The organism is Duganella sp. FT27W (assembly GCF_009295655.1).
GTDB lineage: Bacteria > Pseudomonadota > Gammaproteobacteria > Burkholderiales > Burkholderiaceae_D > Rugamonas > Rugamonas zoogloeoides.
Window position 1 is genome coordinate 174,040 of sequence record NZ_WHIV01000003.1, and the last position, 21,484, is coordinate 195,523.

The following is a 21,484-nucleotide window of genomic DNA, read 5'->3' on the forward strand; positions in this document are numbered from 1 at the left end:
CGCTAGGGCTGAAACGCCTTCTGGGCGGCAAAACGTTCGAGATGGTGGTCGATGTCGCCCAAGGTGCGTTCGATCGTGGCCAGGCGCTTGAAGTGGTGCGACGCCGGCAGCTCGTCGGTGACACCCATGCCGCCGTGCAGTTGCACCGCTTCCTGGCCGATGAACCTGGCCGCCTGCCCCACCCGCACCTTGGCTGCCGACACGATGCGGCGCCGTTCGCCGGGGTCGCCGCACGACATGCGCGCAGCAGCCAGCATCGCCATCGACCGCGCCTGCTCGAGGTGGATGTACATGTCGGCCATGCGATGCTGCAAGGCCTGGAAGCTGCCGATCGGCACCCCGAACTGCTTGCGTGTCTTGATGTAGTCCAGGGTGCTGGAAAACAGCGCATCCATCACGCCCAGCGCTTCGCTGCACAGCAAGCTGACGCCGAAGTCGGCCGCCTCGTCGAGCATGTCGCAGCCGGCGCCGAGCCGTCCCAGCAGCGCCGACGCCGGTACCGCCACGTGGCTGAACTGCACCGTGGCCGCGCGCTGGCCGTCGAGCGTGCGGTAGTCGCGCATGGTCAGGCCCGGGGTGTCGGTGGGCACGACGAACAGGCTGATGCCGTTGACGTCGCGCTGGCCGCCGGCGCTGCGGGCCGAGACGATCAACGCATCGGCCTGGGCGCCGTGGATTACCACGGTCTTGGTGCCATCGATGCGGTAGCCCTCGCCGTTGACGGCAGCCAGGGTCTTGATGTCGGCCAGGTCGTAGCGCGAGTGCTTTTCACCGAGCGCGCACGCCAGTTTGGCGCGGCCTTCGGCCACGTCCTGCAACAGGTGGTACTGGTTGCCGGCCAATTGGAGGAAGTACGCGCCCCAGGCGGTGGCGAAATACGGCTCGACCACCAGGCCGCGTCCCAGTTCCTGCATCACCACCAGCATGTCGATGGCGTCGCCGTCGAAGCCGCCCTGGCTTGATGGCACCGGCAGCGCGGTCATACCAAGCTCGGCCAATGCTTGCCACGCGGCGTTGGACACGCCGGCGGTGGAATGGACGATGCGCTGGCGCGTCTCGAACGTGTAGTGCTTGTCGATCCAGCGCCGCAGGGCGTCGCCGTATTGCTGCTGTTCGTCGGTAAAATTAAAGTCCATGCCGTCCCCTCACAGTCCCAGGATCATCTGGGCGATGATGTTTTTCTGAATTTCGTTGCTGCCGCCGTAAATCGATGTCTTGCGCATGTTCAGGTAGTTGGCGCCCAGCGGCGCGCCGGCGTCGTCGCCGGTCACCGCGTGTTCGCTGTCGCCGTCCAGGTAGGCGAGGTCGAACGGCAGCGCATTCGGACCCAGCACTTCGATCATCAATTCCGTCAACCACTGCTGGATTTCGGTGCCGCGTATCTTGAGCAGCGATGCTTCCGGTCCTGGCGAGTGCGCTTCCCTGGTAATCACGCGCAATACCGTGGTTTCCAGCGCCATCAATTCAATTTCCACGTTGGCCACCTTGCTGGCGAACAGCGGGTCCTGCAACAGCGGCTTGCCGTGCCGGGTGTGTTCTACCGCCAGTTTTTTCAGGAACGCCAGCTCGCGCTTGGACCGGCCCACGCCGGCAATGCCGGTGCGTTCGTGGCCCAGCAGGTACTTGGCGTAGGTCCAGCCCTTGTTTTCCTGGCCCACCAGGTTGACCGCCGGCACCCGCACATTTTCGAAGAACACTTCGTTGACTTCGTGCTCTTCGTCGAGCGTGATGATGGGCCGCACCGTGATGCCGGGCGAGGTCATGTCGATCAACAGGAACGAGATGCCCTCCTGCTTGCGCACGTCGGGATCGGTGCGCACCAGGCAGAACATCATGTCGGCGTGCTGGGCCAGCGTGGTCCAGGTTTTCTGGCCGTTGACGATGTACACGTCGTTGACGCGCACGGCACGCGTCTTGAGCGAAGCCAGGTCGGACCCGGAACCGGGTTCGGAATAGCCCTGGCACCACCAGTCCTCGCAATTGAGGATGCGCGGCAGGTAATGCGCTTTTTGCGCGGCGCTGCCGAACGCCATGATCACGGGCGCCACCATGTTGACGCCAAACGGCAGGATTTGCGGCGTGCCGGCGCGGCCACATTCTTCTTCCCAGATGTGGCGCTGGGTGGGCGTCCAGCCCGGCCCACCGTACTCGACCGGCCAGCCCGGCGCCGACCAGCCCTGGCGTGCGGCGATCTGGTGCCAGCGCACGTAATCGGTGCGTGTAAGGCGCAGATGGTTGCGCACCTTCTTTTGCAAATCGGGCGGCAGGTTGGCGGCTAGAAAAGCGCGCACCTTGTCGCGGAACGCCAGGTCTGCTGCCGTGTAGCTCAAATCCATGCTGTCTCCATCGTCTATTTATTGTCTGGCAATTTGTTCACGAATGTATCGTGTGACTGTACCACTTGCCCCGCTGCGTTGCTCGGCAACATGGGCGCCAGCGGCTGCCGCGTATCCGCCGTCAGCAGTTGCGAGTGCGGCTCACTTGGTGCGAACAATTGCTGCTCGCCCCATTGGCGCAGCGCCACCACCACCGGGAACAAGCTTTCCCCCTTTGCCGTGAGCACGTATTCCTGGTACGCCGTGCCGTCGGACGCCGGCTGCACCGCCAGCACGCCTGCCTCCATCAGCGCTGCCAGCCGGTCCGACAGGATGTTGCGCGCCACGCCGAGGTTGCGCTGGAAGTCGCTGAAACGGCGGATGCCGTCGAACGCATCGCGCACCAGCAGCAGCGACCAGCGATCGCCGACCAGGTCCAGCGACCGCGCCACCGGGCAGGCATCGTCCTGCATCGACTTTCGCTTGGCCATAATTTCTCCTGATAATTGGTTGCATTTTAAAACCGAAATACTTACACTTCAACTGGTTTTAATTTGAAACTAGTTTGAGGTATTCATGTACAGCCCTTTCTTGCCCCGTCCACTGGTGACTTTGTTTGCCTGCACCAGCGGCTTCAGCGTCGCCAATGTCTATTACGCCCAGCCGCTGCTCGGTGCGCTGGCCGACGACTTCGGCATCGCGCGCGCCGCCATCGGCGGTGTGGTCACCGCCACCCAGGCAGGCAGCGTGCTGGCGCTGCTGTTGCTGGTCCCGCTGGGCGACTTGCTGCCCCGCCGGCGCCTGATGCTATGGCAAATGCTGGCCCTGGTCGTGGCGCTGCTGGCGGCGTCCAGCGCCAGCAGCGCAGGCTGGTTGATGGCGGCCATGCTGGCGGTTGGTTTGCTGGGCACGGCCATGACCCAGGGATTGATCGCCTATGCAGCAGCGGCTGCCGATCCGTCGGAGCGCGGCGCCGTGGTGGGCGCGGCGCAAGGTGGCGTAGTGTCGGGCTTGCTGCTGGCGCGCGTGGTGGCCGGCGCGGTGGCCGACCTGGCCGGCTGGCGCGCGGTGTACGGCGGCTCGGCGCTGGCGATGCTGGTGATGGCCGTGCTGCTGTGGCGGCTGCTGCCGGTGTTGCCTGTTCAGCAAGCAGCGCTGTCCTATCCGCACCTGCTTGCCTCGATGTTCCCACTGCTGCGCGACGACCGCGTGTTGCGGGTACGCGGCGTGATCGCGCTGTTGATGTTCGCCGCGTTCAACATCTTGTGGAGCGCGCTGGTATTGCCGCTCAGTGCCGCCCCCTACCATTACTCGCACACCGCCATCGGCGCCTTCGGCCTGGTGGGACTTGCCGGCACGCTGGCCGCCACCCGCGCCGGCCACTGGGCCGACCGTGGTCACAGCCGGCGCACCAGCGCTGTCGCGCTGGTACTGCTATTGCTGTCGTGGCTACCCCTGAGGGCGGCATTTACCCCCGGCGCCAGCACGGTCACCACCGTACTCATGCTGGTACTTGGCATATTAATGCTCGATCTTGGCGTGCAAGCGCTACACGTCACCAACCAGAGCCTGATTTTCCGCGCTGGCAACGAGGCGCACAGCCGGCTGGTGGGTTGCTACATGTTGTTCTACGCGGTGGGCAGTGGCACGGGTGCTTGGGCGGCAACAGCGGTATTCGACATCGACGGCTGGCAAGGCGTGTGCACACTCGGCGCTGGAGTAAGCCTGGCGGCGCTGGTTTTTTGGGCGGTGGCGGGGACGAACAATTCACCGGCAGCCCCCGGGAGGTGACACAAGTCAATTGTGGCTGCGCCCGCCAGCATATGCTTCCTTGTCGGTGCCGGTACACGCCTTGAAAAATTAGCGACAGTGGCGGCGCTTTCCGCTGCGTTTTATGTTGGGGCGTGTATTGGCAGTCTCGCGGTGGCGACCGGCCGCACACTAGCCGGTGGCGTGAGCATCGCAGATGTTTTACTATTAGCGAGAAGGCACCAGATAGATCGCGCCTGGCTTACACCGGTGTTGCTAAAAGCCCCAGCGATCTATCAGCCAAATGCTATCGGCCGCTACTCTTGCAGATACATTGCATCGAAACCATGAAAACGACAGCAAAAGATAATTTATCGCTATTGCTTTGGGCGTTGATTTGCTCGGGCTCGGCATGGGCGTTCTGGCATTTCTCCGGCAAATATGGCTTCGCCGTTTTAATGATTGTGGCCTTGCTGGGCCTCGTTGCTGACAACTATCGCCTGCGCAAGTTACTTCGGCGTGCATCCTGATTCATCTCCCCGTACACCGTGCCAACACTTGTTGGCCGGTGGCGCTCTCCAGCATCAACCTCAATGTCTGTTCGCTATAAGCGAGCACAACGAAGCACCGCAGACGATATCTGTCGCGCGGCAATCACGTTTGCGTGTTAAAGGTTGCACCTTCACATAGTCACAGTTATATTGCATCGGTTGCATGACTTCCATACAAGAATCCCCCTACCGATAGCAGGACTGATGATGATGAATTCGTTGAAAAAGATGGCCGTCGCGGCCGCCGCGCTGTGCGCTTTGACCGTGGCGCCGCTGGCGCAGGCCGGGATGGTGACGTTCGATATTAAATGGGCTAACGCCAGCGGCGTCGATACGGCGTTTGCCGAGTTGACGCTCGACTCGCTGCTGATCGACACCGGGCCCGCCGTTCCCCGCCCTATCGATATCAGCCGGGTCACCGGCCTGAAGCTGACCGTCAGCGGCGCCGCCAACGGCAACGGTGTATTCGGCAAGCAGGATTTTTCATCGATCCTGTTCTACGCGATGGCGCCAATGGACTTCAGTCGCGAGCTGATCGGCCAGCGCGTGGTGGTGGGCAGCGATCCACGCGGCATTACGACCTTTGGCGATGCCGATGGCATTTCGGGCGGCTTCGCATTCTTTGCCAGGGAATTGACCACACCGAGCAGCGTGCGGCCGTTTGCATTGGTCACCGACCGTACTGCCGATTATTCCGATTTCCTGACCGTGCGCTCGATCATCGCGCGCGACGGCGTCTCGGCTGTGCCGGAGCCTGCGACCTACGCCATGCTGCTGGTCGGTCTGGCCTTGGTGGCGGCACGTGCACGCAGCAAAAATCGCGGATAAAAAAAAGCCCGCTCAGAGAGCGGGCTGAATCTATTTTCTTGGAGGAGAATAGAGGAGACAGGAATGATAATGCCGCTCTGCAGCATATAAATCCAATTTATATTGGTAATGTTGGAAATTCACATTCAGCATAACTATCTCCAACATCCCAAAAATAGCATTATTTGCCGGCGGTGGCGGGCTGGGCGTAAGGCAGAACCCGCGCTGCCATGCGGGTATCGGTCTTGAGCAAGGCTACTTCATCGGCCAGGATGTGCACGGCTTCGTTGAGCAATACGTCCTTGGCCGCCTTGGCCAGTTTCTCCGCTTCCAGCTCGGCCGCCAGTGAACGCTCGGCGCCTTGCAGGCCGTCGTCGCTGCGCAATGCACCTTTTACACCTGCCACTTTCGGGACCGGCGCGGTTTTGCCGCTGGCCGGCTTGGCCGAAATTGCCTTGTTCAGCGCGTCCTTGGGATCAGGCAGCAGGATCGGATCGTCGGCGCCCGGGGCGGCCAGCAGGCGCGCCTCGCGCAGCTTGGCACGGGCTTCCTGCTGTTCGCGTTCCTTGCGGCGCACGGTTTCGTTGAGCGAAATCGAGTTTTCCTTGCGCTGCTTGTTCACCAGGGCGATGTCTTCGGCCAGGTACTGGAAGTCTTTGTCCTTGGCAATGCGCGCGGTGTGCTTTTTGTCGAGCACCGGGATGATTTCTTTCAGGTCACCTGCCGGGATGAACGGCGCGGGGGTGATCTGAGTCCACGGCAAGGCATTGTCGTAGCTCGATTCGCCAAAGGAATCAGCATCGGTCATGGTCGGCAGCTTCAGGTCCGGCGTCACGCCGCGCAACTGGGTGGTGCCGCCGTTGATGCGGAAGAACTGCGCGATGGTGAACTTGACTTCGCCGTACCGCACCTTGTCGTCCTGGGCAAAACGGTCCAGGCTGAACAGGGTCTGTACCGTACCCTTGCCGAAACTCGGTTCGCCGATGATGACGCCACGGCCGTAGTCCTGGATGGCAGCAGCGAAAATCTCCGAGGCCGATGCCGAACCACGGTTGATCAGCACGCCCATCGGGCCGTCCCAGGTCATGCCGGCGCGGGTATCGCTTTCGATCTCCACTTTCTTGTCGGCGCTGCGCTGCATCACGACCGGCCCCTTGTCGATGAACAGTCCGGTCAGTTCCACCGCCTCGTTGAGCGAACCGCCGCCGTTGTTGCGCAGGTCGATCAGCAGGTTATCGACTTTATCCTTCTTGAGTTCGACCAGCAGACGTTCGACGTCGCGGGTGGCGCTCTTGAAATCTTTATCGCCCTTGCGGCGCGCTTCGAAATCCTGGTAGAAGGTTGGCAGCGAGATCACGCCCACGCGGCGCTTGGTATTGCCATCCTTAACTTCGTAAATGGTTTTCTTGGCCGATTGCTCTTCCATGCTGATCTTCTGGCGCACCAGCGAGACGAACGCATGCTTGCCATCGGGGCCGGCGTCGGCCGGGATGATTTCAAGCTTGACGGTGGAATCCTTGGGGCCGCGGATCAGCGCGACCACGTCGTCCAGGCGCCAGCCGAGCACTTCGGTCAGTGGGGTTTTCTCATCCTTGGCCACGGCGACAATGCGGTCGCCGACCTTGATTTTGCCCGACAGGCCGGCCGGGCTGCCCGGCACGACTTCGCGCACGACCACGTAGTCGTCGCGGCTTTGCAGCACGCAGCCGATACCCTCAAGCGACAGGCGCATGGCGATATCGAAGTTGTCGGCAGCGCGCGGGCCCAGGTAATTAGTGTGCGGCTCGATCGACATGGCGTAAGCATTCATGAAGATCTGGAACGCATCTTCACTGGTCGGCTGGCGCGACGGGCTCAGGTAGTTTTCGTAACGTTTGTCCAGCGTTTCGCGGATGCTTTTGTCGTCCTTGCCGGCCAGCTTGAGGCGCAGCCATTCGTTCTTGACGCGCTTGCGCCACAGGTCTTTCATTTCAGCGTCGTTCTTGACCCAGTCTGCTTTTTCGCGGTCGAACTGATAAGTCTCGTCCGACGCAAATTCAAACTTGCCGGTCTTGACCAAGTCGCGCGCGTAGGCGATGCGGTCGCGCAGGCGGGTCTGGTACAGGTTGAAGATGGCAAACGGCACGCTGAGATTTTCGCCGTTAATGGCGTCGTCCAGCCGGGTGCGCACGATGGCGTACTGGTTCAGGTCAGCCTGGGTGAAGAACAGTTTTTCCGAATCCAGCGATTTGAAGTAGCGGTCGAAGATTTTTTCCGACATGGCATCGTCCAGCGGCGCAGCCTTGTAATGCAGCTTGGTCAGCACGCGCGAGGCCAGCACTGCGGCCTGGGTCTGTCCAATCTGGGGCTTGAGCGGCGCATCTGCCACTTTGTCCGGCACGGCAGCGCCGGCCTGGAAGGACAGGGCCGCGATCATGGCCACCAACAGCATTTTTTTCTTCATCGGCTAACTCCGGAGTGTTTTATTTAGGGTATTACAAGCAGTTATGACAAGCGCTGCATTGAATTTCATTCTACAGGATAGCAGTCGGGACGCCGTTCTGTGAATGGCGAGTTTCCGCGACGAAGCTTAAGCACGGCTGAACACCATCTCTCACAATACGTAGTAACCCGTAATTAAATTCATCAATAGACTATTTAAGTCATTGTTTTAGAAAAGAAATTCCTTGATATTTATCAAAAAAATGATTGCCTAGCAGAAAAATCCTGCTAAAATTTCGCCTGATAGCAGTTTCATCATCCAATGATGGCACCGCCCCGGACCCCGGCGGTGGCAGCCCGCCTCACTGCGTGAGGCGCATGTTTTCCCTGGCCTCAAGCAGCGCTCCCGACCTTTCGGGGGCATACCCCGTTTCCGAACGACTCGTTACCGAAATATTGGAATCCAATGAGCAAATCCCTGATGAATCCCCGCGACTGGGGCGTCGGCACCAAGATCACCGTGTTTACGTTCGCGCTGATGACCGTGATCATGGCCGTGATACTGGTCCTGATTAACCACAGCACGTCCACCATGCTGACCGAGCGCGCCAAGTCCAACGTGGCCAACTCCCTGCACGGCATCAGCAACACGGTGGAGGTGTTCAACAACGCCATGACCAACGAGGCATCGAGCTTTGCGCGCCTGTTCGCGTCCGAGTTCGATGACGGCAAGTTCAGCCTGGACACCGCCAACACGGTAGAGATCGCCGGCAAACCGACGCCGTCGCTGATCCACGGCGGCAAGGCGCTCAATCTCGACTTTACCGGCCCGGACAAGTTCACCAACGAGACCGGCGTCATTGCCACCATTTTTGCCGCCAACGGCGCCGAATTCGTGCGCGTGACCACGTCGCTGAAAAAGGAAAACGGCGAACGCGCTGTCGGCACCCAGCTCGACCACGCCCACCCCAGCTATCCGCTGCTGCGCAACGGCCAGAGCTATATCGGCCTGGCTACCCTGTTCGGCAAGCAGTTCATCACCCAGTACGATCCGATCAAGGATGGCGCCGGCAATGTGATCGGCGTGCTGTTCATCGGCCTCGACATCTCCAAGAACATGGACATGCTCAAGCAAAAGATCAAGGCGATCAAGATCGGCGACACCGGCTACATCTACGTGATCAATGCCGCCAAGGGCGACAAGCAGGGCACGGCGCTGGTCCACCCCAAGCGTGAAGGCGACAACCTGATCGACATCAAGAGCACCGACGGCCATGCCATCATCCGCGAAATGCTGGAAGCCAAATCGGGTGGCATGACCTATAACTGGGCCGCTTCCGACGGCGAAGCGCCACGCGAGAAAATGGTCGAGTACCACACCTTCAAGGACTGGAACTGGCTGATCGTCGGCGGCACCTACACCGACGAAATCACGCGCGAAGCAGCCACCCTGCGCGACCGCTACGCGCTGATCGGCCTGGCCGCGCTGGTCATCTTTGCCGTAGTGCTGTTCCTGCTGGTGCGCACGGTGGTATCGCGGCCGCTGGCCCGCGCCGAGCAGGCTGCCGACCGCATCGCCAAGGGCGACCTCGACGTTCACCTGGAAATCCATAACAAGGACGAGATCGGCCTGGTGCTGCGCGCCCTGAACGGTATCAGCAGCAACCTGTCGAGCGTGGTGGGCCAGGTGCGCGCCGGCGCCGAGCAAATCACCACTGCCGCCACCGAGATCGCCAACGGCAACCTCGACCTGTCGAGCCGCACCGAGGAACAGGCGTCGAGCCTGGAAGAAACTGCTGCGTCGATGGAAGAACTAAGCGGCGCCGTGCGCCAGAATGCCGACAACGCGGCGCAAGCCAACCAGATGGCGATGGCCGCCTCCGGCATCGCCGCCAAGGGTGGTGCGGTGGTGGCGCAGGTGGTCGATACCATGGGCTCGATCAACGCTTCGTCGCGCAAGATTGTCGACATTATCTCCGTCATCGACGGCATCGCGTTCCAGACCAACATCCTGGCGTTGAACGCCGCCGTGGAAGCGGCCCGCGCCGGAGAACAGGGGCGCGGTTTCGCCGTGGTCGCCACCGAAGTGCGCAACCTGGCACAACGTTCGGCCACGGCCGCCAAGGAAATCAAGGAATTGATCGACGACTCGGTCAGCAAGGTGGACGTTGGCAGCCGCCAGGTGGCCGAAGCCGGCAGCACCATCCAGGAGGTGGTAGAAAGCGTGCGCCGCGTAACCGACATCATGGCCGAAATCAGCAGCGCCAGCGACGAGCAGCGCGCCGGCATCGGCCAGGTGCACGACGCCATCCACCAGATGGACGAAGTGACCCAGCAAAACGCCGCGCTGGTGGAACAGGCCGCCGCTGCCGCCGCTGCGCTGCAGGACCAGGCCCACGACCTAGTGGAAGTGGTGCGCATCTTCAACCTCGGCAGCAATGCCGGCGCCGCCAGGGCGCCAGTAGCTACGCCGTCGCGCCTGGCGCTGAAGTAACCGGTACTGCCCCGGTACAGGCCGCCCCCGCACCAGCGGTGGCGGCTTTTTTTACTTTATAATCGCGCCATGCCCCAGTTTCTCTCCCAGCGTCGCCACATCAGCCTGATCGTTTGCCTGGCGCTCATGCTCAATTTGCTGTGGCCCGCGCTGGGCCAGGCAATGGCAGCGCCCGGCATTGAAGCAATCGCCGGCGAGGTATGCAGCGCCAGCGGCAATGTGTACAGCACCCCTGCCCGCAACGGCCAGCAACAGGTTCCCATCGCTGGCCACCACCTGAAACACTGCGCGCTGTGCGCCAGCCTGGCTGGCGCGCCGCCGCCCGCGCCCCTGGCCTGGCGCGCGCCCATTGCCGCCACGGCGCTGTTCCCCGCGCCAGGCTATGAAGCGCCCACGCCCTGCTGCGCCTGGCCCGATGCCCGTCCCCGCGCCCCACCCACGTTCGCCTGACCCCTGCCCTTGCGCCGGTGCCCGCACCGGCGTCATCCAGACATTACCAGGAGTTTTATGCGACGACGTTCCTTTCTCTCGACCGTAGCTGCGCTGCCGCTGACCGCCCTGCCATTGGCGGCGCAGGCACGCGGCTTTACCGCGATCGACCTTACCGGCGCCGCCATCGGCCCCGATTATTTGCTGTCCTACCCGGACGGCAAACCGGCCACGCTGCGCGATTTTCGCGGCAAGTTCGTGCTGCTGTTCTTCGGTTTCACCCAGTGCCCGGACGTGTGCCCGACGGCGCTGTCGCGCGCGGTGGAAATCAAGCGCCTGCTGGGCGCCGACGGCAACAAGCTGCAGATCGTATTCGCCACCATCGACCCCGAGCGCGACACCGGGCCGCTGCTGCGCGAATACATGGCGGCATTCGATCCAACGTTTATTGCCGTGCGCGGCACCGACGAGCAAACTGCCAGGACCGCAAAAGACTTCAAGATTATGTATCGAAAAGTGCCGAGCGGTGGGTCGTACACCATGGACCACACGGCAATCACGTATGTCTTCGACGCCAACGGCAAGATACGCCTGGGCCTCAAGCACGACCAGACCGCCCGGCAATGCGCGGACGACCTGCGCCAATTGATCAACCCGAAAAAACCGGGCTTCTTACAAGGACTGTTCCAATGAAAACCATCGTTTCCGTAATGTTGGGGGCCACCTTGCTGGCCGCCGCACCCGCCTGGTCGCAAGTGACCGTCGATCAACCTTGGGTGCGCGGCACTGTGGCCGCGCAAAAAGTCACCGGCGCCTTTATGACGCTGACGGCCACCAAGGCCAGCCGCCTGGTGGCGGTCAGCTCGCCGGTGGCCGGCACGGTCGAAGTGCACGAAATGAAGATGGTGGACGACGTGATGCGCATGCGCCAGATCCCGGCGCTGGAACTTCCCGCCGGCAAGCCGGTAGCGCTGACGCCAGGCGGCTACCACCTGATGCTGTTCCAGCTCAAGCAGCAGCTCAAGGACGGCGACAAGGTGCCGCTGGTGCTGGAAGTTGAAGACGCGGCCAAGGTGCGCAGCACCATCAAGGTCGAGGCGCTCGTCAAACCGCTCAACGCCGCCGCTCACGCCGGCCACTGATGCCTGCGGGCCGGCTACCGCACCCTGTAGCCGGCTCTTTTCCCGCCGCACTGCCACCGCCCCTCCCCTTCGTCCCCCTTTCATTCTCATACGTCATCGTACAACTTAAAGCAAATAGGAAAACGTTTAACTTGTTGATTTGTAAGAATTAAGTAAGCCTTGCGTCGGGTTTATATGACGGGTATGAATATTTCATATATCCAGTTGTATGATGTCTGATATGTGCGTTATGATCGGCGCATATTGATAAGAAGGAGATCCACGCATGGCAACGCAGCAACAAAAAGCAACGCGGGTACGCTGGCTGATTCTGGCCATTCTGTTCGCGGTTACCACCATTAATTACGCCGATCGCTCCACCATCGGTATCGCCGGACCGGAACTGACGCGCGTCCTCGGCTTGACGCCGGTACAAATGGGCTATGTGTTCTCGGCCTTCTCGTGGTCGTACGTGGTGGCGCAGCTGCCGGGCGGCTGGATGCTCGACCGCTTCGGCACTAAGATCGTGTATTTCTTCAGTATTTTCCTGTGGTCCGTGTTCACCATGTTGATGGGCACTGTCGGCTTCCTGACCGGCGCCGCCGCCCTCACCACCCTGTTCTGCCTGCGACTGGCCATTGGCGCAGCGGAAGCCCCGTCCTTCCCCGGCAACAGCCGCCTGGCCTCCTCGTGGTTCCCGACCGCCGAACGCGGCACGGCGGCAGCCATCTTCAACTCGGCGCAGTACTTCGCCACCGTCCTGTTCGGCCCGTTGATGGGTTGGCTGGTCCACGCCCACGGCTGGGAAAGCGTGTTCTACGTGATGGGCGGCCTGGGCGTGGTGATGTCGTTCTTCTGGCTCAAGCTGGTGTATGGTCCGAAAGACCATCCGAACATCAACAAGGCCGAACTCGACTACATCTCCGCCGGCGGCGCGCTGATCGATCTTGAGACCAAGGACAAGAACGCCCCCAGCGCCAAGATCGACACATGGTCGGCGATCCGTCAGTTGCTGGGCAGCCGCATGCTGCTGGGCGTGTACATTGCCCAGTACAGCATCAATACGCTGACCTATTTCTTCCTGACCTGGTTCCCGATCTACCTGGTGAAAGAACGTCATATGACGATCCTGAAGGTGGGCTTCGTGGCCGCACTGCCAGCGCTGGCCGGCTTCCTCGGCGGCGTGCTGGGCGGCGTGATTTCCGACCGCCTGATCAAGCGTGGCTATTCGCAGTCGAAGGCGCGCAAGATACCGATCGTGAGCGGCATGCTGCTGGCCATGACCATGGTTATCTGTAACTACGTGGATGCGGACTGGCTGGTCATTACCGTGATGGCGCTGGCCTTCTTCGGCAAAGGCATCGGTGCGCTGGGCTGGGCAGTGGTAGCGGATACATCGCCGAAAGAAGCAGGCGGCCTGAGCGGCGCACTGTTCAACAGCTTCGGCAACACCGCCGGCATCACCACCCCGATCGTGATCGGCTACATCCTGGAAGCAACCGGTTCGTTCGCTGGCGCCCTGGTATTCGTCGGCGCCAACGCTGCGGTGGCCATCCTGTGCTACGTGTTCATGGTAGGCGACATCAAGCGCTTCGAATTCAAGACGCCGGTAACCCGCGCCTGATCGAACTGCTCGCACTATAAAAAATGGCCGCCAGAGCGATCTGGCGGCCATTTTTCATGCGGTACTTATACCTCAGGCCGCCAGTGCCGGCCCTTTGCTCTCGCCGATCGCAACCACGCGCACTTCGAGCCCCAGTCCGGTCAGCAGGCTGCGGATCGTATCCCACTGCGGTTTGCTCGACGGCCGCAGCGCTTTATATACGCCCTCGCGCGTGAGCCCCGATTGCTCGGCGATTTTCGCCACGCCTTTCGCTTGTAGGACATTTTTGATGGCCTCTTTCATCAGGTCTGAATTTCCGGATGAGATCACATCGTTGATGTAGGCCGCGATGGCCTCAGGACTGGTAAGGTAGTCAACGACATTGAAGTCGGTCAGTCCCTCGATACCATCGAGGCTGTCGAGCAGGTATTTGCTGTCATCGTTGGTCATGGCTATTTCCTTTGCTTCGTCTGGATCAGTAGCGCAGGCTGACGTTGCCATCATGTTTTGCGCTTTTTCTCGGCAAGCAGCTGCTTCATGTCTGCCAACATCTTCTTCGCATCCTTGATGTCTCTTTTTTGCGTGGACTTGTCTCCTCCCATCAACAGCAAGAGGATGGTGTTGTCCAGGGCCTCGGTGTAGTACACGCGGTACCCGGGCCCGAAGTCGATGCGTATTTCAGAAACGCCCTCGCCACACGACTTCACGTCGCCGTAAAGGCCCATCTGCAGGCGCTCCACCCGGCTGGCGACGATAGATTTGGCAACGCGGTCGAGCATGGCGTTGAACCAGCAGCGATAAGTGGCCGTTTGTTTCGCCGTCCTTTTGTGAATGTCTCCACTCATTGTAATCACCTGTTCTCAAATGTCAAACCGCGCGACGATCAAGTTGTGTGATTAACGTTATCTCAACGTTGAGTGAAGTTCAATTACTCGGCTGTATCGAATCGTGGTCGATGCCTAACGCCATTACAAATACCGCACCCACCCCATGCTGGTGCGCCGCTTGAACGCGGCGAACGCCTTGCACGGCCAGTACAGCAACGGGGTCAGCGCCGCCGACAACAGCCACACCTGCCACAGGTGGTCGAACTCGTAACGGCTGCCATAGTTGGCGCCGAACATGGCCACGGCCAGCTTCTGCAAGCCCAGCAGCAGGAACAGGTGCAGCAGGTAATAAAACATCGGCGCGCCGCCGAACGAGGCGCACACGCGCAGGAACAGGTTGTCGCGCTGCTCCAGCCAGCCCAGCACCACCAGGCCGAAACCCAGGGTCAGCAGCAGGAACGCCAGCGACGGCGGGTACTTGGTCACGTTGAGGAACGACATCACGGTGCGCAGCGCGGTCTCGCCCGCCGTCCAGTCCAGCTTTTCGCCGTAGATATTCAAGCCGCGCAGCACCAGCAGTACGGCCAGTGCGGCCACGCCCGCAGTTACCAACAGGCTGCGGCGTCGCGCGGAATCCACCGTGCGCGCATACCAGGGGCCGGCCACGTAGCCGAGCACGATCACGCCGATCCACGGCAGCAACGGATAGCTGACCTTGATTTTCAAGGCGCCCTCGGCCACCAGGAAACCACGGTCATGCAAAATAGTCCACGGAATATAACCCCAGTCGCCGGGCGCGAACGTCACCGGTGTGAGCAGGTTGTGACCGCCCACGATGACCAGTCCGATCACGGCCAGCACCGCGCGCGGCAACTGGTGCAGCAAGGCCAGTGCGATCATCGCCAGGCCGATCACCCAGATCACCTGCAAGTAAATCGTGGGGGCTGGAAAGATGCCGGTCCAGGCCACGCTGACCACCAGCACTTCGAGCACGACCAGGAACAGGCCGCGCTTGAGCAAAAAACCGGTGGCCGGGCGCGGTCCGGCCGACGGATGGGCATACAACCACGCCGACAAGCCGGTGAGAAACACGAACATCGGCGCGCAAAAATGGGCGGCAAAGCGGCTGAAGAACAGCGCCGGTTCGGTCTGTGCCACGTCCATCGGATCGGTCACCTGCCAGCGCAGGAAAAACGTTTCACGTACATGGTCGAGCATCATGATCATCATGACCAGCCCGCGCATGACGTCGATCGACGCCACGCGCGCATTCTTCACTACATTCATATCCACCCGTTAAAATTTATAGTGCGCTTTCAAGGTTACGCGGCGCTCGTCGCCGGGCGCCACCCAGGTTTGCTGATAGGCGCTCGGATAATAAACTTTGTCGAACAGGTTGTCGATGTCGAGCGAGAGGCGCAACTGGCGCGTCGCGTCGAACGACGATACCAGCTTGGCCGTGGTGTACGCCGGCAAGACAAAGCTGCGGCTGATCGCCACGTCGCCATTGCGCTCACCAACATAATTGAACCCGCCACCGAGCGAGGCGCGCTTGCCCAGCACCTTGAATTCGCGCACCAGCAGCAGGTTGGCGCTCTGCTTCGGCACATTGGCCACCGTACCGCCCATTGCCAGCACGTTGTCGCGCAAGATCGTCGCATCCGTATAAGCGTACGAGAACGACAGCTGCAACTTGCGCGCCACCTCGCCCGCCACGTCGAGCTCCACGCCCTTGCTGCCCACTTCGCCAGCGGCCAGCGAGAAGTTGTTATCGACCGGGTTGACGGTCAATACGTTTTCCTTCTTGATCGAGTACACGGCCAGCGTGCTGCTCAGTTTGCCGTCAGGCGTGTCGAACTTGACGCCCGCCTCGTAGGCGCGGCTGCTCTCGGCCGGGAACGATTCGTTGGCAATGCTGATGCCGCTGTTAGGCCGGAACGACTTGGCCGCCGATACGTACAGCGACACCTGTCTGGTCGGCTGGTACACCAGGCCGGCGCGCGGGCTGGTCGCTTCGATCCGCTGTTCATTGACGCGTCCGGCCAGCAGCGCGTTGGTGATGCGCTGGCGATAGGCGTCGCGGCGCACGCCCAGCAGCGCTTTCCATTGCCGGCTTAAATCGATCTGGTCCTGCACGTACACGCCGGTGGACCATTGCTGCTCGCGGGTATCAATCGAGCGCGACAGGTTGGTTGGCTGCGCGCCGCCATAGACCGGGTTGTAGATGTCGATGCTGTACGGTGCGGCCGCGCTCGGGTTGCGTCGCAGTTGCAGGCGATCATCGACGAAACGGTAGCCATCGACACCGAACAGCACGTTGTGGCGCACCGCGCCGGTATTGAGCTTGCCGAGCAGCTCCACCCGGCCGGACCAGTCCTGGCCCGAAAAATCGCGGAAGCGGCGCTGGCGCCACAGGGTGCGGCCGTCGGCCTGCAACACGGTGGCGTCGCTGGAAAACCCTTTCATTTCGCTGCTGCGGTACGACAGACCGCTTTGCAGCGACCAGCCTTCCTGGAAGTCGTGCTGCAAGAACACCTGGTGGCCGGTGGACTTGATGGTAGTGGGACCATCGGCCGGGTCGCCGAGGAAGCGCGAATTCGGGATCAGGCCCAGCACGCCCTTCACCGCCACCACGCCACGGTCAAAATTGCCCTTCTGCTCGACTTGCTCGAGTTCGTACGACAGCGTGGTGGCGTCGGAAATGCGCCAGATCACCGACGGCGACAACAAATGGCGCTCGCTGGTGACGAAGTCGCGGAAGCTGTGGCCTTTTTCGTAGGAGCCGTTCAGGCGGTAGGCCACGTTCTCGCCCAGCGGGCCGGTCAGGTCCACCGCCGTGCGGTACGTATCGTGGCTGCCGACCGATTGCTCGATCGCATAAGACGGCTGGAACAGCGGCTTTTTGGTGGCGATATTGATGATGCCGCCTGGCTCGCCGCGGCCGTACAGTGCGGCGGCCGGGCCCTTGAGGATCTCGATGCTGCTGACGTTGGCGATATCGCGCAGGCCGTTGTAACCACGGCTGGAGCTGAAGCCGTTGACCAGGAAGTCGGAACCGTAGTTGGGGTCGCCGGTAAAACCGCGCACCGAGTAGCTGTCCCACACGCCGCCGAAGTTGTTCTGGCGGGCGATGCTGCTGCCCATGTCGAGCGCATCGGCCAGGCGGGTGACGCCAGCGTCGCCGAGCATGTCGGCGGTGAGCACGCGGGCCGATTGCGGCAAGTCCTTCAGGTCGGTCTCGGTCTTGGTGGCGCCGGTGGCAGACAGGCTGCGATACGGCTGGCGCGCGGCCACCACGTTGACCACATCGGTCACTTCGGCGGCATTGGGGGCATCCTCGGCCGGACCAGCCACGGCAAACCACGGATACGCGGCAGCCAGGCAAACGGCAAGACGCGAAGGACGAACGACAAACATGAATGCTCCCGAAATTAAACGCAACAGACTTGCATTCTACATGCAACGCAACTAAATTGCATTAAGGATATGGGCAAGGAAGCATGTATTTAATCATTCAATTGAGCACTTTAGTAAAACATTAGTACAGCAATTTGGCTTCTTGTACTATCTGCCATCTTTCGTCGCGTCACCCACCTAGCAGGAACAGATGAGCACTCCCACGATTTTCGCGCTGCGGATCATTCCCATTGTGATGGCCTTGATGGCCGCCCTGCCCGCCAGCGCCCTCACGCTGTACGACGGCAAACAGGTCGCCACCGTGGTCCACGAAGACACGCCCACCGCCGCCCTCGCCGCCCGCCTGCTGGCGCGCGACCTGCAAGCGGTCAGCGGCGTGGCGCCGAAGGTCGGCACCAGCCTGGCCGACTGCGGCCGGGTATGCATCGTGCTCGGCCGCCACGACGCACCGCAGGTGGCAAAGATCGCGGCCGACGCCAAACTGGCACTAAGCGACCTGCGCGGCCAGTGGGAACGCTACCGGCGCGCAGTGGTGCCAGCCGGCGCCACCACGTACCTGCTGATTGCCGGATCGGACGCGCGCGGCGCCACCTGGGGCGTGGTGGACCTGACCCGCGAGCTGGGCGTATCGAGCTGGGAGTGGTGGGCCGACGTGGCGCCGCGCAAGCAGGCCAGCATCACGGTCGATGACCGCGCGGTGCTCTCGACACCGCCGTCGGTGAAATATCGCGGTATCTTCCTCAATGACGAGGACTGGGGTTTGCAACCGTGGGCCGCCAAGACCTATGACAAGCAAGCGAAGGACATCGGCCCGGCCACCTACGCGCGCATCTACGAGCTGCTGTGGCGACTGAAAGCCAACACCATCTGGCCGGCCATGCACGACAGTACAAAGCCGTTCTACCAGATCGCCGGCAACCCGGAGATGGCGCGCGATTACGCGATCGTGGTCGGCACCTCGCATGCCGAGCCGATGATGCGCAACAACGTACGCGAGTGGCGCAAGAAGGAAGACGGCGAATTCAACTTCTTCACCAACCGCGACAAGATGCTCAACTACTGGCAACGCCGCGTCGATGAAGTCAAAGGCTACGAGAATATCTACAGCCTCGGCGTGCGCGGCATCCACGATTCGCCGATGGAAGGTGCTGGCAGCACCGAGCAGGCGCGCGACGCGGTGGCCGAAGTGGTCGGCCTGCAACGCCAGATGCTGGCCAAATCGACCGGCAAACCGGTCGCCGAGATACCGCAGGCGCTCACGCTGTACAAGGAAGTGCTGGACCTGTACAAGGCCGGACTCAAGGTGCCGGGCGACGCCACCATCGTCTGGCCCGACGACAACTACGGCTACCTGGCCCAATTGAGCACGCCGCAGGAACGCGCCCGGCCGGGCGGCGCCGGCATCTATTATCACCTGTCGTACTGGGGGCGGCCGCACGACTACCTGTGGCTCGGCACCACCCGGCCGGCGCTGGTGCGAGAACAGCTCGACCGCGCCTGGCAGACCGGCGCCCGCAATATGTGGATCGTCAACGTGGGCGACATCAAGCCAGTCGAATACCTGACCCAGTATTTTCTCGACCTCGCTTTCGACCACACGCAGATCGCCCAGACGCCCGACCAGCACCAGCGCGCCTGGTTCGCCGCGCAGTTCGGCAGCCAGCAGGCCGACGCATTGGCCGCGCTCAAGCGCGAGTACTATGACCTGGCCTGGGAGCGCCGGCCCGAGTTCATGGGTTTTGGTCAGACCGAGCCGACCACGCCGAACGGCGTCAACGCCTACCTGCGCACCGGTGGCGACGAAGCACGCCGCCGCCTGGCCCGCTACGAAGCACTGACCAAACAAGCGGAACAGCTGGGCGCCGCCCTGCCGGCCGACCGCCAGGACGCGTACTTCGAACTGGTGCTGTACCCGATCCGCGCCAGCGCCAATCTCAATGCCCGCATCCTCAAGCTAGAACTGGCGGCGGCCCTGGCGCGCCAAAGCCAGGCCGGCGCCCAGGAGCAGGTGGAGCAAGCCAGGGCCGCACACGCGGCGCTGGTGGCCGACACCGCCCGGTATAACGCGCTGGCCGGCGGCAAATGGCAACACATGATGGACCTGGCGCCGCGCCGGCTGCCGGTGTTCCACGCACCGGTGTTTCCGACCTACCCGGCGCCGGCCAAGGCGATTGCCCTCCCCGTCAGCAAGGTGCCGGTGATTTCGCTGGCGGCGGCGTCAAGCGGAAAAAATGCAGCGTGGGAAGTGGTGCCGGGACTGGGCAGCAACGGCGACGCGTTACGCAGCCGGCTCAACATGGCCTCGTTAACGGTGGAGGAAGCGGCCAAGCTTGCCCCGCTCGACTACCGCTTCGAGCAAAAGAATACGGGCAGCGCAAAGATCAAGCTGGTGGCAGTGCCCGTGCATCCGTTGACATCGGCCAACAGCCTGCGCATCGGCGTGCGCCTCGACGACGGTCCGTGGGAAGTACTGGACTTCCGCACCTTCGGCCGCAGCGATGAATGGAAACAGAATGTGCTGAGTAACACGGCGGTGCGCATCCTGGAGCGGCCACAGCTGACCAAGGGCGCGCACCGCATCCAGGTGGTGGCGCTCGATCCGGGCTTCATCCTGGACCGCATCGACATCAGCGCCGACGGCGCACCCGACTACTACGGCGCGCCGCCAACAGCAGGCCGGTAATTACGACTTGAAGAACTTCAGCAGGTCGGCGTTGATCACGTCGGCGTGCGTGGTGGGCATGCCGTGCGGGAAGCCTGGATACGAAATCAGCTTGCCGTTCTTGACCAGCTTGACCGACTTGGCGCCGCTATTGGCAAACGGCACGATCTGGTCGTCTTCACCGTGCAACACCAGCACCGGCATGTCCATCGCGCGCAGGTCGTCAGTAAAGTCCACTTGCGCAAACTGGAACACGCAATCGTAGGCGGCCTTGACGCCGCCCATCATGCCCTGGCGCCACCAGTTGTTACGCACCGCTTCCGACACTTTCGCGCCCGGACGGTTGAAGCCGTAGAACGGGATCGTCAAGTCCATGTAGAACTGCGAGCGGTTGAACGCAGTGCCCTTGCGGATATCGTCAAACACCGACAGCGGCACGCCGTCCGGATTGGTGGCCGACTTGACCATGATTGGTGGTACCGCGCTGATCAGCACCGCCTTGGTGACCAGGCCCTTGCCATGCTGGCGCGTGTAGCGCGCCACTTCGCCGCCGCCGGTCGAGTGACCCACGTGGATGGCCTTTTTGACTTTCAGCGCAGCGACCAACTCGGCGGTGTCCGAGCTGTAGGTGTCCATATCGTTACCCTTGTCGGTCTGGGTGGAGCGGCCGTGGCCGCGACGGTCGTGGGCAATCACGCGGTAGCCGTTCTGCAGGAAAAACATCATCTGGGCATCCCAGTCGTCGGACGTCAACGGCCAGCCGTGGTGGAACCACACCACTGGTGCGTCTTTCGGGCCCCAGTCCTTGTAGAAAATCTGGGCGCCGTCCTTGACGGTGACAAAGCCGCTGTCCATGGTGGCGCTCCGGCCCGCTGGCGTAGCGGCCGACGATGCCGCCGGCAAAGTGGCCGCGACTGCTGCGGCAGCCACGCCGAGGCTGCCGACGATGGCGGTACGGCGCGAGGTAACGGTGTCGCTTGGGGTGTGATCGGATTTCACTTGGTGCTCCTGGCAGGTTGTCGTTCGGGTGGTTGGTACTGCTCGCGCTGTGCGGGAGCCGATACCACCATTGGACACCATCGCATACC

At 62.0% G+C, this 21,484-nt stretch carries 18 protein-coding genes; 9 read left to right on the forward strand and 9 right to left on the reverse strand.

The annotated features are described in order from the left end of the window. Positions 1–2: 2 nt before the first annotated feature. The 3 genes from F8197_RS12595 to F8197_RS12605 are packed head-to-tail and all read right to left on the reverse strand — an operon-like array spanning position 3 to position 2,806. Positions 3–1,136: an acyl-CoA dehydrogenase family protein gene (locus tag F8197_RS12595; protein ID WP_152882176.1), complete on the reverse strand. Its 1,134-nt coding sequence runs from the start codon at positions 1,134–1,136 to the stop codon at positions 3–5. 9 nt (positions 1,137–1,145) lie between these two features. Next, a complete protein-coding gene (locus F8197_RS12600) occupies positions 1,146–2,336 on the reverse strand; it encodes an acyl-CoA dehydrogenase family protein (RefSeq protein ID WP_056148423.1) in 1,191 nt (396 codons plus the stop codon). Positions 2,337–2,350: 14 nt separating this feature from the next. Continuing rightward, complete coding sequence (locus tag F8197_RS12605; protein ID WP_152882177.1) at positions 2,351–2,806, reverse strand: helix-turn-helix domain-containing protein; 456 nt, start codon at positions 2,804–2,806, stop codon at positions 2,351–2,353. An 85-nt stretch (positions 2,807–2,891) separates the two neighbouring features. Between F8197_RS12605 and F8197_RS12610 the strand changes: the two genes are divergently transcribed. The 3 genes from F8197_RS12610 (at position 2,892) to F8197_RS12620 (ending at position 5,443) form a co-directional block, all read left to right on the forward strand. Beyond that, complete coding sequence (locus F8197_RS12610) at positions 2,892–4,106, forward strand: MFS transporter (RefSeq protein WP_152882178.1); 1,215 nt, start codon at positions 2,892–2,894, stop codon at positions 4,104–4,106. 305 nt (positions 4,107–4,411) lie between these two features. After that, on the forward strand, positions 4,412–4,594 hold the full coding sequence (locus F8197_RS12615) for a hypothetical protein (protein ID WP_152882179.1): 183 nt from the start codon (positions 4,412–4,414) through the stop codon (positions 4,592–4,594). Positions 4,595–4,825: 231 nt separating this feature from the next. Then, a complete protein-coding gene (locus F8197_RS12620; protein ID WP_193333422.1) occupies positions 4,826–5,443 on the forward strand; it encodes a PEP-CTERM sorting domain-containing protein in 618 nt (205 codons plus the stop codon). Between the two features lie 160 nt (positions 5,444–5,603). Here the strand turns inward: F8197_RS12620 and F8197_RS12625 are convergent, their stop codons facing one another. Beyond that, on the reverse strand, positions 5,604–7,865 hold the full coding sequence (locus F8197_RS12625) for a carboxy terminal-processing peptidase (protein WP_152882181.1): 2,262 nt from the start codon (positions 7,863–7,865) through the stop codon (positions 5,604–5,606). 444 nt (positions 7,866–8,309) lie between these two features. Between F8197_RS12625 and F8197_RS12630 the strand changes: the two genes are divergently transcribed. From F8197_RS12630 to F8197_RS12650, 5 genes are all read left to right on the forward strand, one after another. Beyond that, the gene (locus F8197_RS12630; protein WP_152882182.1) at positions 8,310–10,337 is read left to right on the forward strand and encodes a methyl-accepting chemotaxis protein; all 2,028 of its coding nucleotides are present in this window, start codon (positions 8,310–8,312) and stop codon (positions 10,335–10,337) included. A 69-nt stretch (positions 10,338–10,406) separates the two neighbouring features. Then, positions 10,407–10,787: a DUF2946 family protein gene (locus F8197_RS12635; RefSeq protein WP_152882183.1), complete on the forward strand. Its 381-nt coding sequence runs from the start codon at positions 10,407–10,409 to the stop codon at positions 10,785–10,787. A gap of 57 nt (positions 10,788–10,844) precedes the next feature. Next, positions 10,845–11,459, forward strand: a complete 615-nt coding sequence (locus tag F8197_RS12640; protein ID WP_152882184.1) for an SCO family protein — start codon at positions 10,845–10,847, stop codon at positions 11,457–11,459. Further along, positions 11,456–11,908, forward strand: coding sequence for a copper chaperone PCu(A)C (locus F8197_RS12645; RefSeq protein ID WP_152882185.1), 453 nt, complete (start codon positions 11,456–11,458; stop codon positions 11,906–11,908). The genes F8197_RS12640 and F8197_RS12645 overlap by 4 nt, the downstream gene beginning before the upstream one ends. 265 nt (positions 11,909–12,173) lie before the next feature. After that, a complete protein-coding gene (locus F8197_RS12650) occupies positions 12,174–13,511 on the forward strand; it encodes an MFS transporter (RefSeq protein ID WP_019920685.1) in 1,338 nt (445 codons plus the stop codon). Positions 13,512–13,583: 72 nt separating this feature from the next. Here the strand turns inward: F8197_RS12650 and F8197_RS12655 are convergent, their stop codons facing one another. From F8197_RS12655 to F8197_RS12670, 4 genes are all read right to left on the reverse strand, one after another. Continuing rightward, the gene (locus F8197_RS12655) at positions 13,584–13,940 is read right to left on the reverse strand and encodes an addiction module antidote protein (RefSeq protein ID WP_056148451.1); all 357 of its coding nucleotides are present in this window, start codon (positions 13,938–13,940) and stop codon (positions 13,584–13,586) included. Positions 13,941–13,990: 50 nt separating this feature from the next. Continuing rightward, on the reverse strand, positions 13,991–14,335 hold the full coding sequence (locus F8197_RS12660) for a type II toxin-antitoxin system RelE/ParE family toxin (protein ID WP_152882186.1): 345 nt from the start codon (positions 14,333–14,335) through the stop codon (positions 13,991–13,993). 123 nt (positions 14,336–14,458) lie between these two features. After that, entirely contained in the window at positions 14,459–15,604 is a 1,146-nt protein-coding gene (locus tag F8197_RS12665) for a DUF1624 domain-containing protein (protein ID WP_152882187.1), read from the reverse strand. A 9-nt stretch (positions 15,605–15,613) separates the two neighbouring features. Further along, positions 15,614–17,734: a TonB-dependent siderophore receptor gene (locus tag F8197_RS12670; protein ID WP_152882188.1), complete on the reverse strand. Its 2,121-nt coding sequence runs from the start codon at positions 17,732–17,734 to the stop codon at positions 15,614–15,616. 190 nt (positions 17,735–17,924) lie between these two features. Here F8197_RS12670 and F8197_RS12675 point away from each other — a divergent pair, with 190 nt between their 5' ends. Further along, positions 17,925–20,417, forward strand: a complete 2,493-nt coding sequence (locus F8197_RS12675) for a glycosyl hydrolase 115 family protein (protein ID WP_152882189.1) — start codon at positions 17,925–17,927, stop codon at positions 20,415–20,417. Here F8197_RS12675 and F8197_RS12680 read toward each other — a convergent pair whose 3' ends face one another. Continuing rightward, positions 20,418–21,251, reverse strand: coding sequence for an alpha/beta fold hydrolase (locus F8197_RS12680; RefSeq protein ID WP_152882855.1), 834 nt, complete (start codon positions 21,249–21,251; stop codon positions 20,418–20,420). Positions 21,252–21,484: the final 233 nt, after the last annotated feature.

Coding starts and splice junctions, on each gene's coding strand:
- F8197_RS12595 (WP_152882176.1), bottom strand. CDS start 1,136: ATGGACTTTAATTTTACCGACGAACAGCAGCAATACGGCGACGCCCTG.
- F8197_RS12600 (WP_056148423.1), bottom strand. CDS start 2,336: ATGGATTTGAGCTACACGGCAGCAGACCTGGCGTTCCGCGACAAGGTG.
- F8197_RS12605 (WP_152882177.1), bottom strand. CDS start 2,806: ATGGCCAAGCGAAAGTCGATGCAGGACGATGCCTGCCCGGTGGCGCGG.
- F8197_RS12610 (WP_152882178.1), top strand. CDS start 2,892: ATGTACAGCCCTTTCTTGCCCCGTCCACTGGTGACTTTGTTTGCCTGC.
- F8197_RS12615 (WP_152882179.1), top strand. CDS start 4,412: ATGAAAACGACAGCAAAAGATAATTTATCGCTATTGCTTTGGGCGTTG.
- F8197_RS12620 (WP_193333422.1), top strand. CDS start 4,826: ATGAATTCGTTGAAAAAGATGGCCGTCGCGGCCGCCGCGCTGTGCGCT.
- F8197_RS12625 (WP_152882181.1), bottom strand. CDS start 7,865: ATGAAGAAAAAAATGCTGTTGGTGGCCATGATCGCGGCCCTGTCCTTC.
- F8197_RS12630 (WP_152882182.1), top strand. CDS start 8,310: ATGAGCAAATCCCTGATGAATCCCCGCGACTGGGGCGTCGGCACCAAG.
- F8197_RS12635 (WP_152882183.1), top strand. CDS start 10,407: ATGCCCCAGTTTCTCTCCCAGCGTCGCCACATCAGCCTGATCGTTTGC.
- F8197_RS12640 (WP_152882184.1), top strand. CDS start 10,845: ATGCGACGACGTTCCTTTCTCTCGACCGTAGCTGCGCTGCCGCTGACC.
- F8197_RS12645 (WP_152882185.1), top strand. CDS start 11,456: ATGAAAACCATCGTTTCCGTAATGTTGGGGGCCACCTTGCTGGCCGCC.
- F8197_RS12650 (WP_019920685.1), top strand. CDS start 12,174: ATGGCAACGCAGCAACAAAAAGCAACGCGGGTACGCTGGCTGATTCTG.
- F8197_RS12655 (WP_056148451.1), bottom strand. CDS start 13,940: ATGACCAACGATGACAGCAAATACCTGCTCGACAGCCTCGATGGTATC.
- F8197_RS12660 (WP_152882186.1), bottom strand. CDS start 14,335: ATGAGTGGAGACATTCACAAAAGGACGGCGAAACAAACGGCCACTTAT.
- F8197_RS12665 (WP_152882187.1), bottom strand. CDS start 15,604: ATGAATGTAGTGAAGAATGCGCGCGTGGCGTCGATCGACGTCATGCGC.
- F8197_RS12670 (WP_152882188.1), bottom strand. CDS start 17,734: ATGTTTGTCGTTCGTCCTTCGCGTCTTGCCGTTTGCCTGGCTGCCGCG.
- F8197_RS12675 (WP_152882189.1), top strand. CDS start 17,925: ATGAGCACTCCCACGATTTTCGCGCTGCGGATCATTCCCATTGTGATG.
- F8197_RS12680 (WP_152882855.1), bottom strand. CDS start 21,251: ATGGACAGCGGCTTTGTCACCGTCAAGGACGGCGCCCAGATTTTCTAC.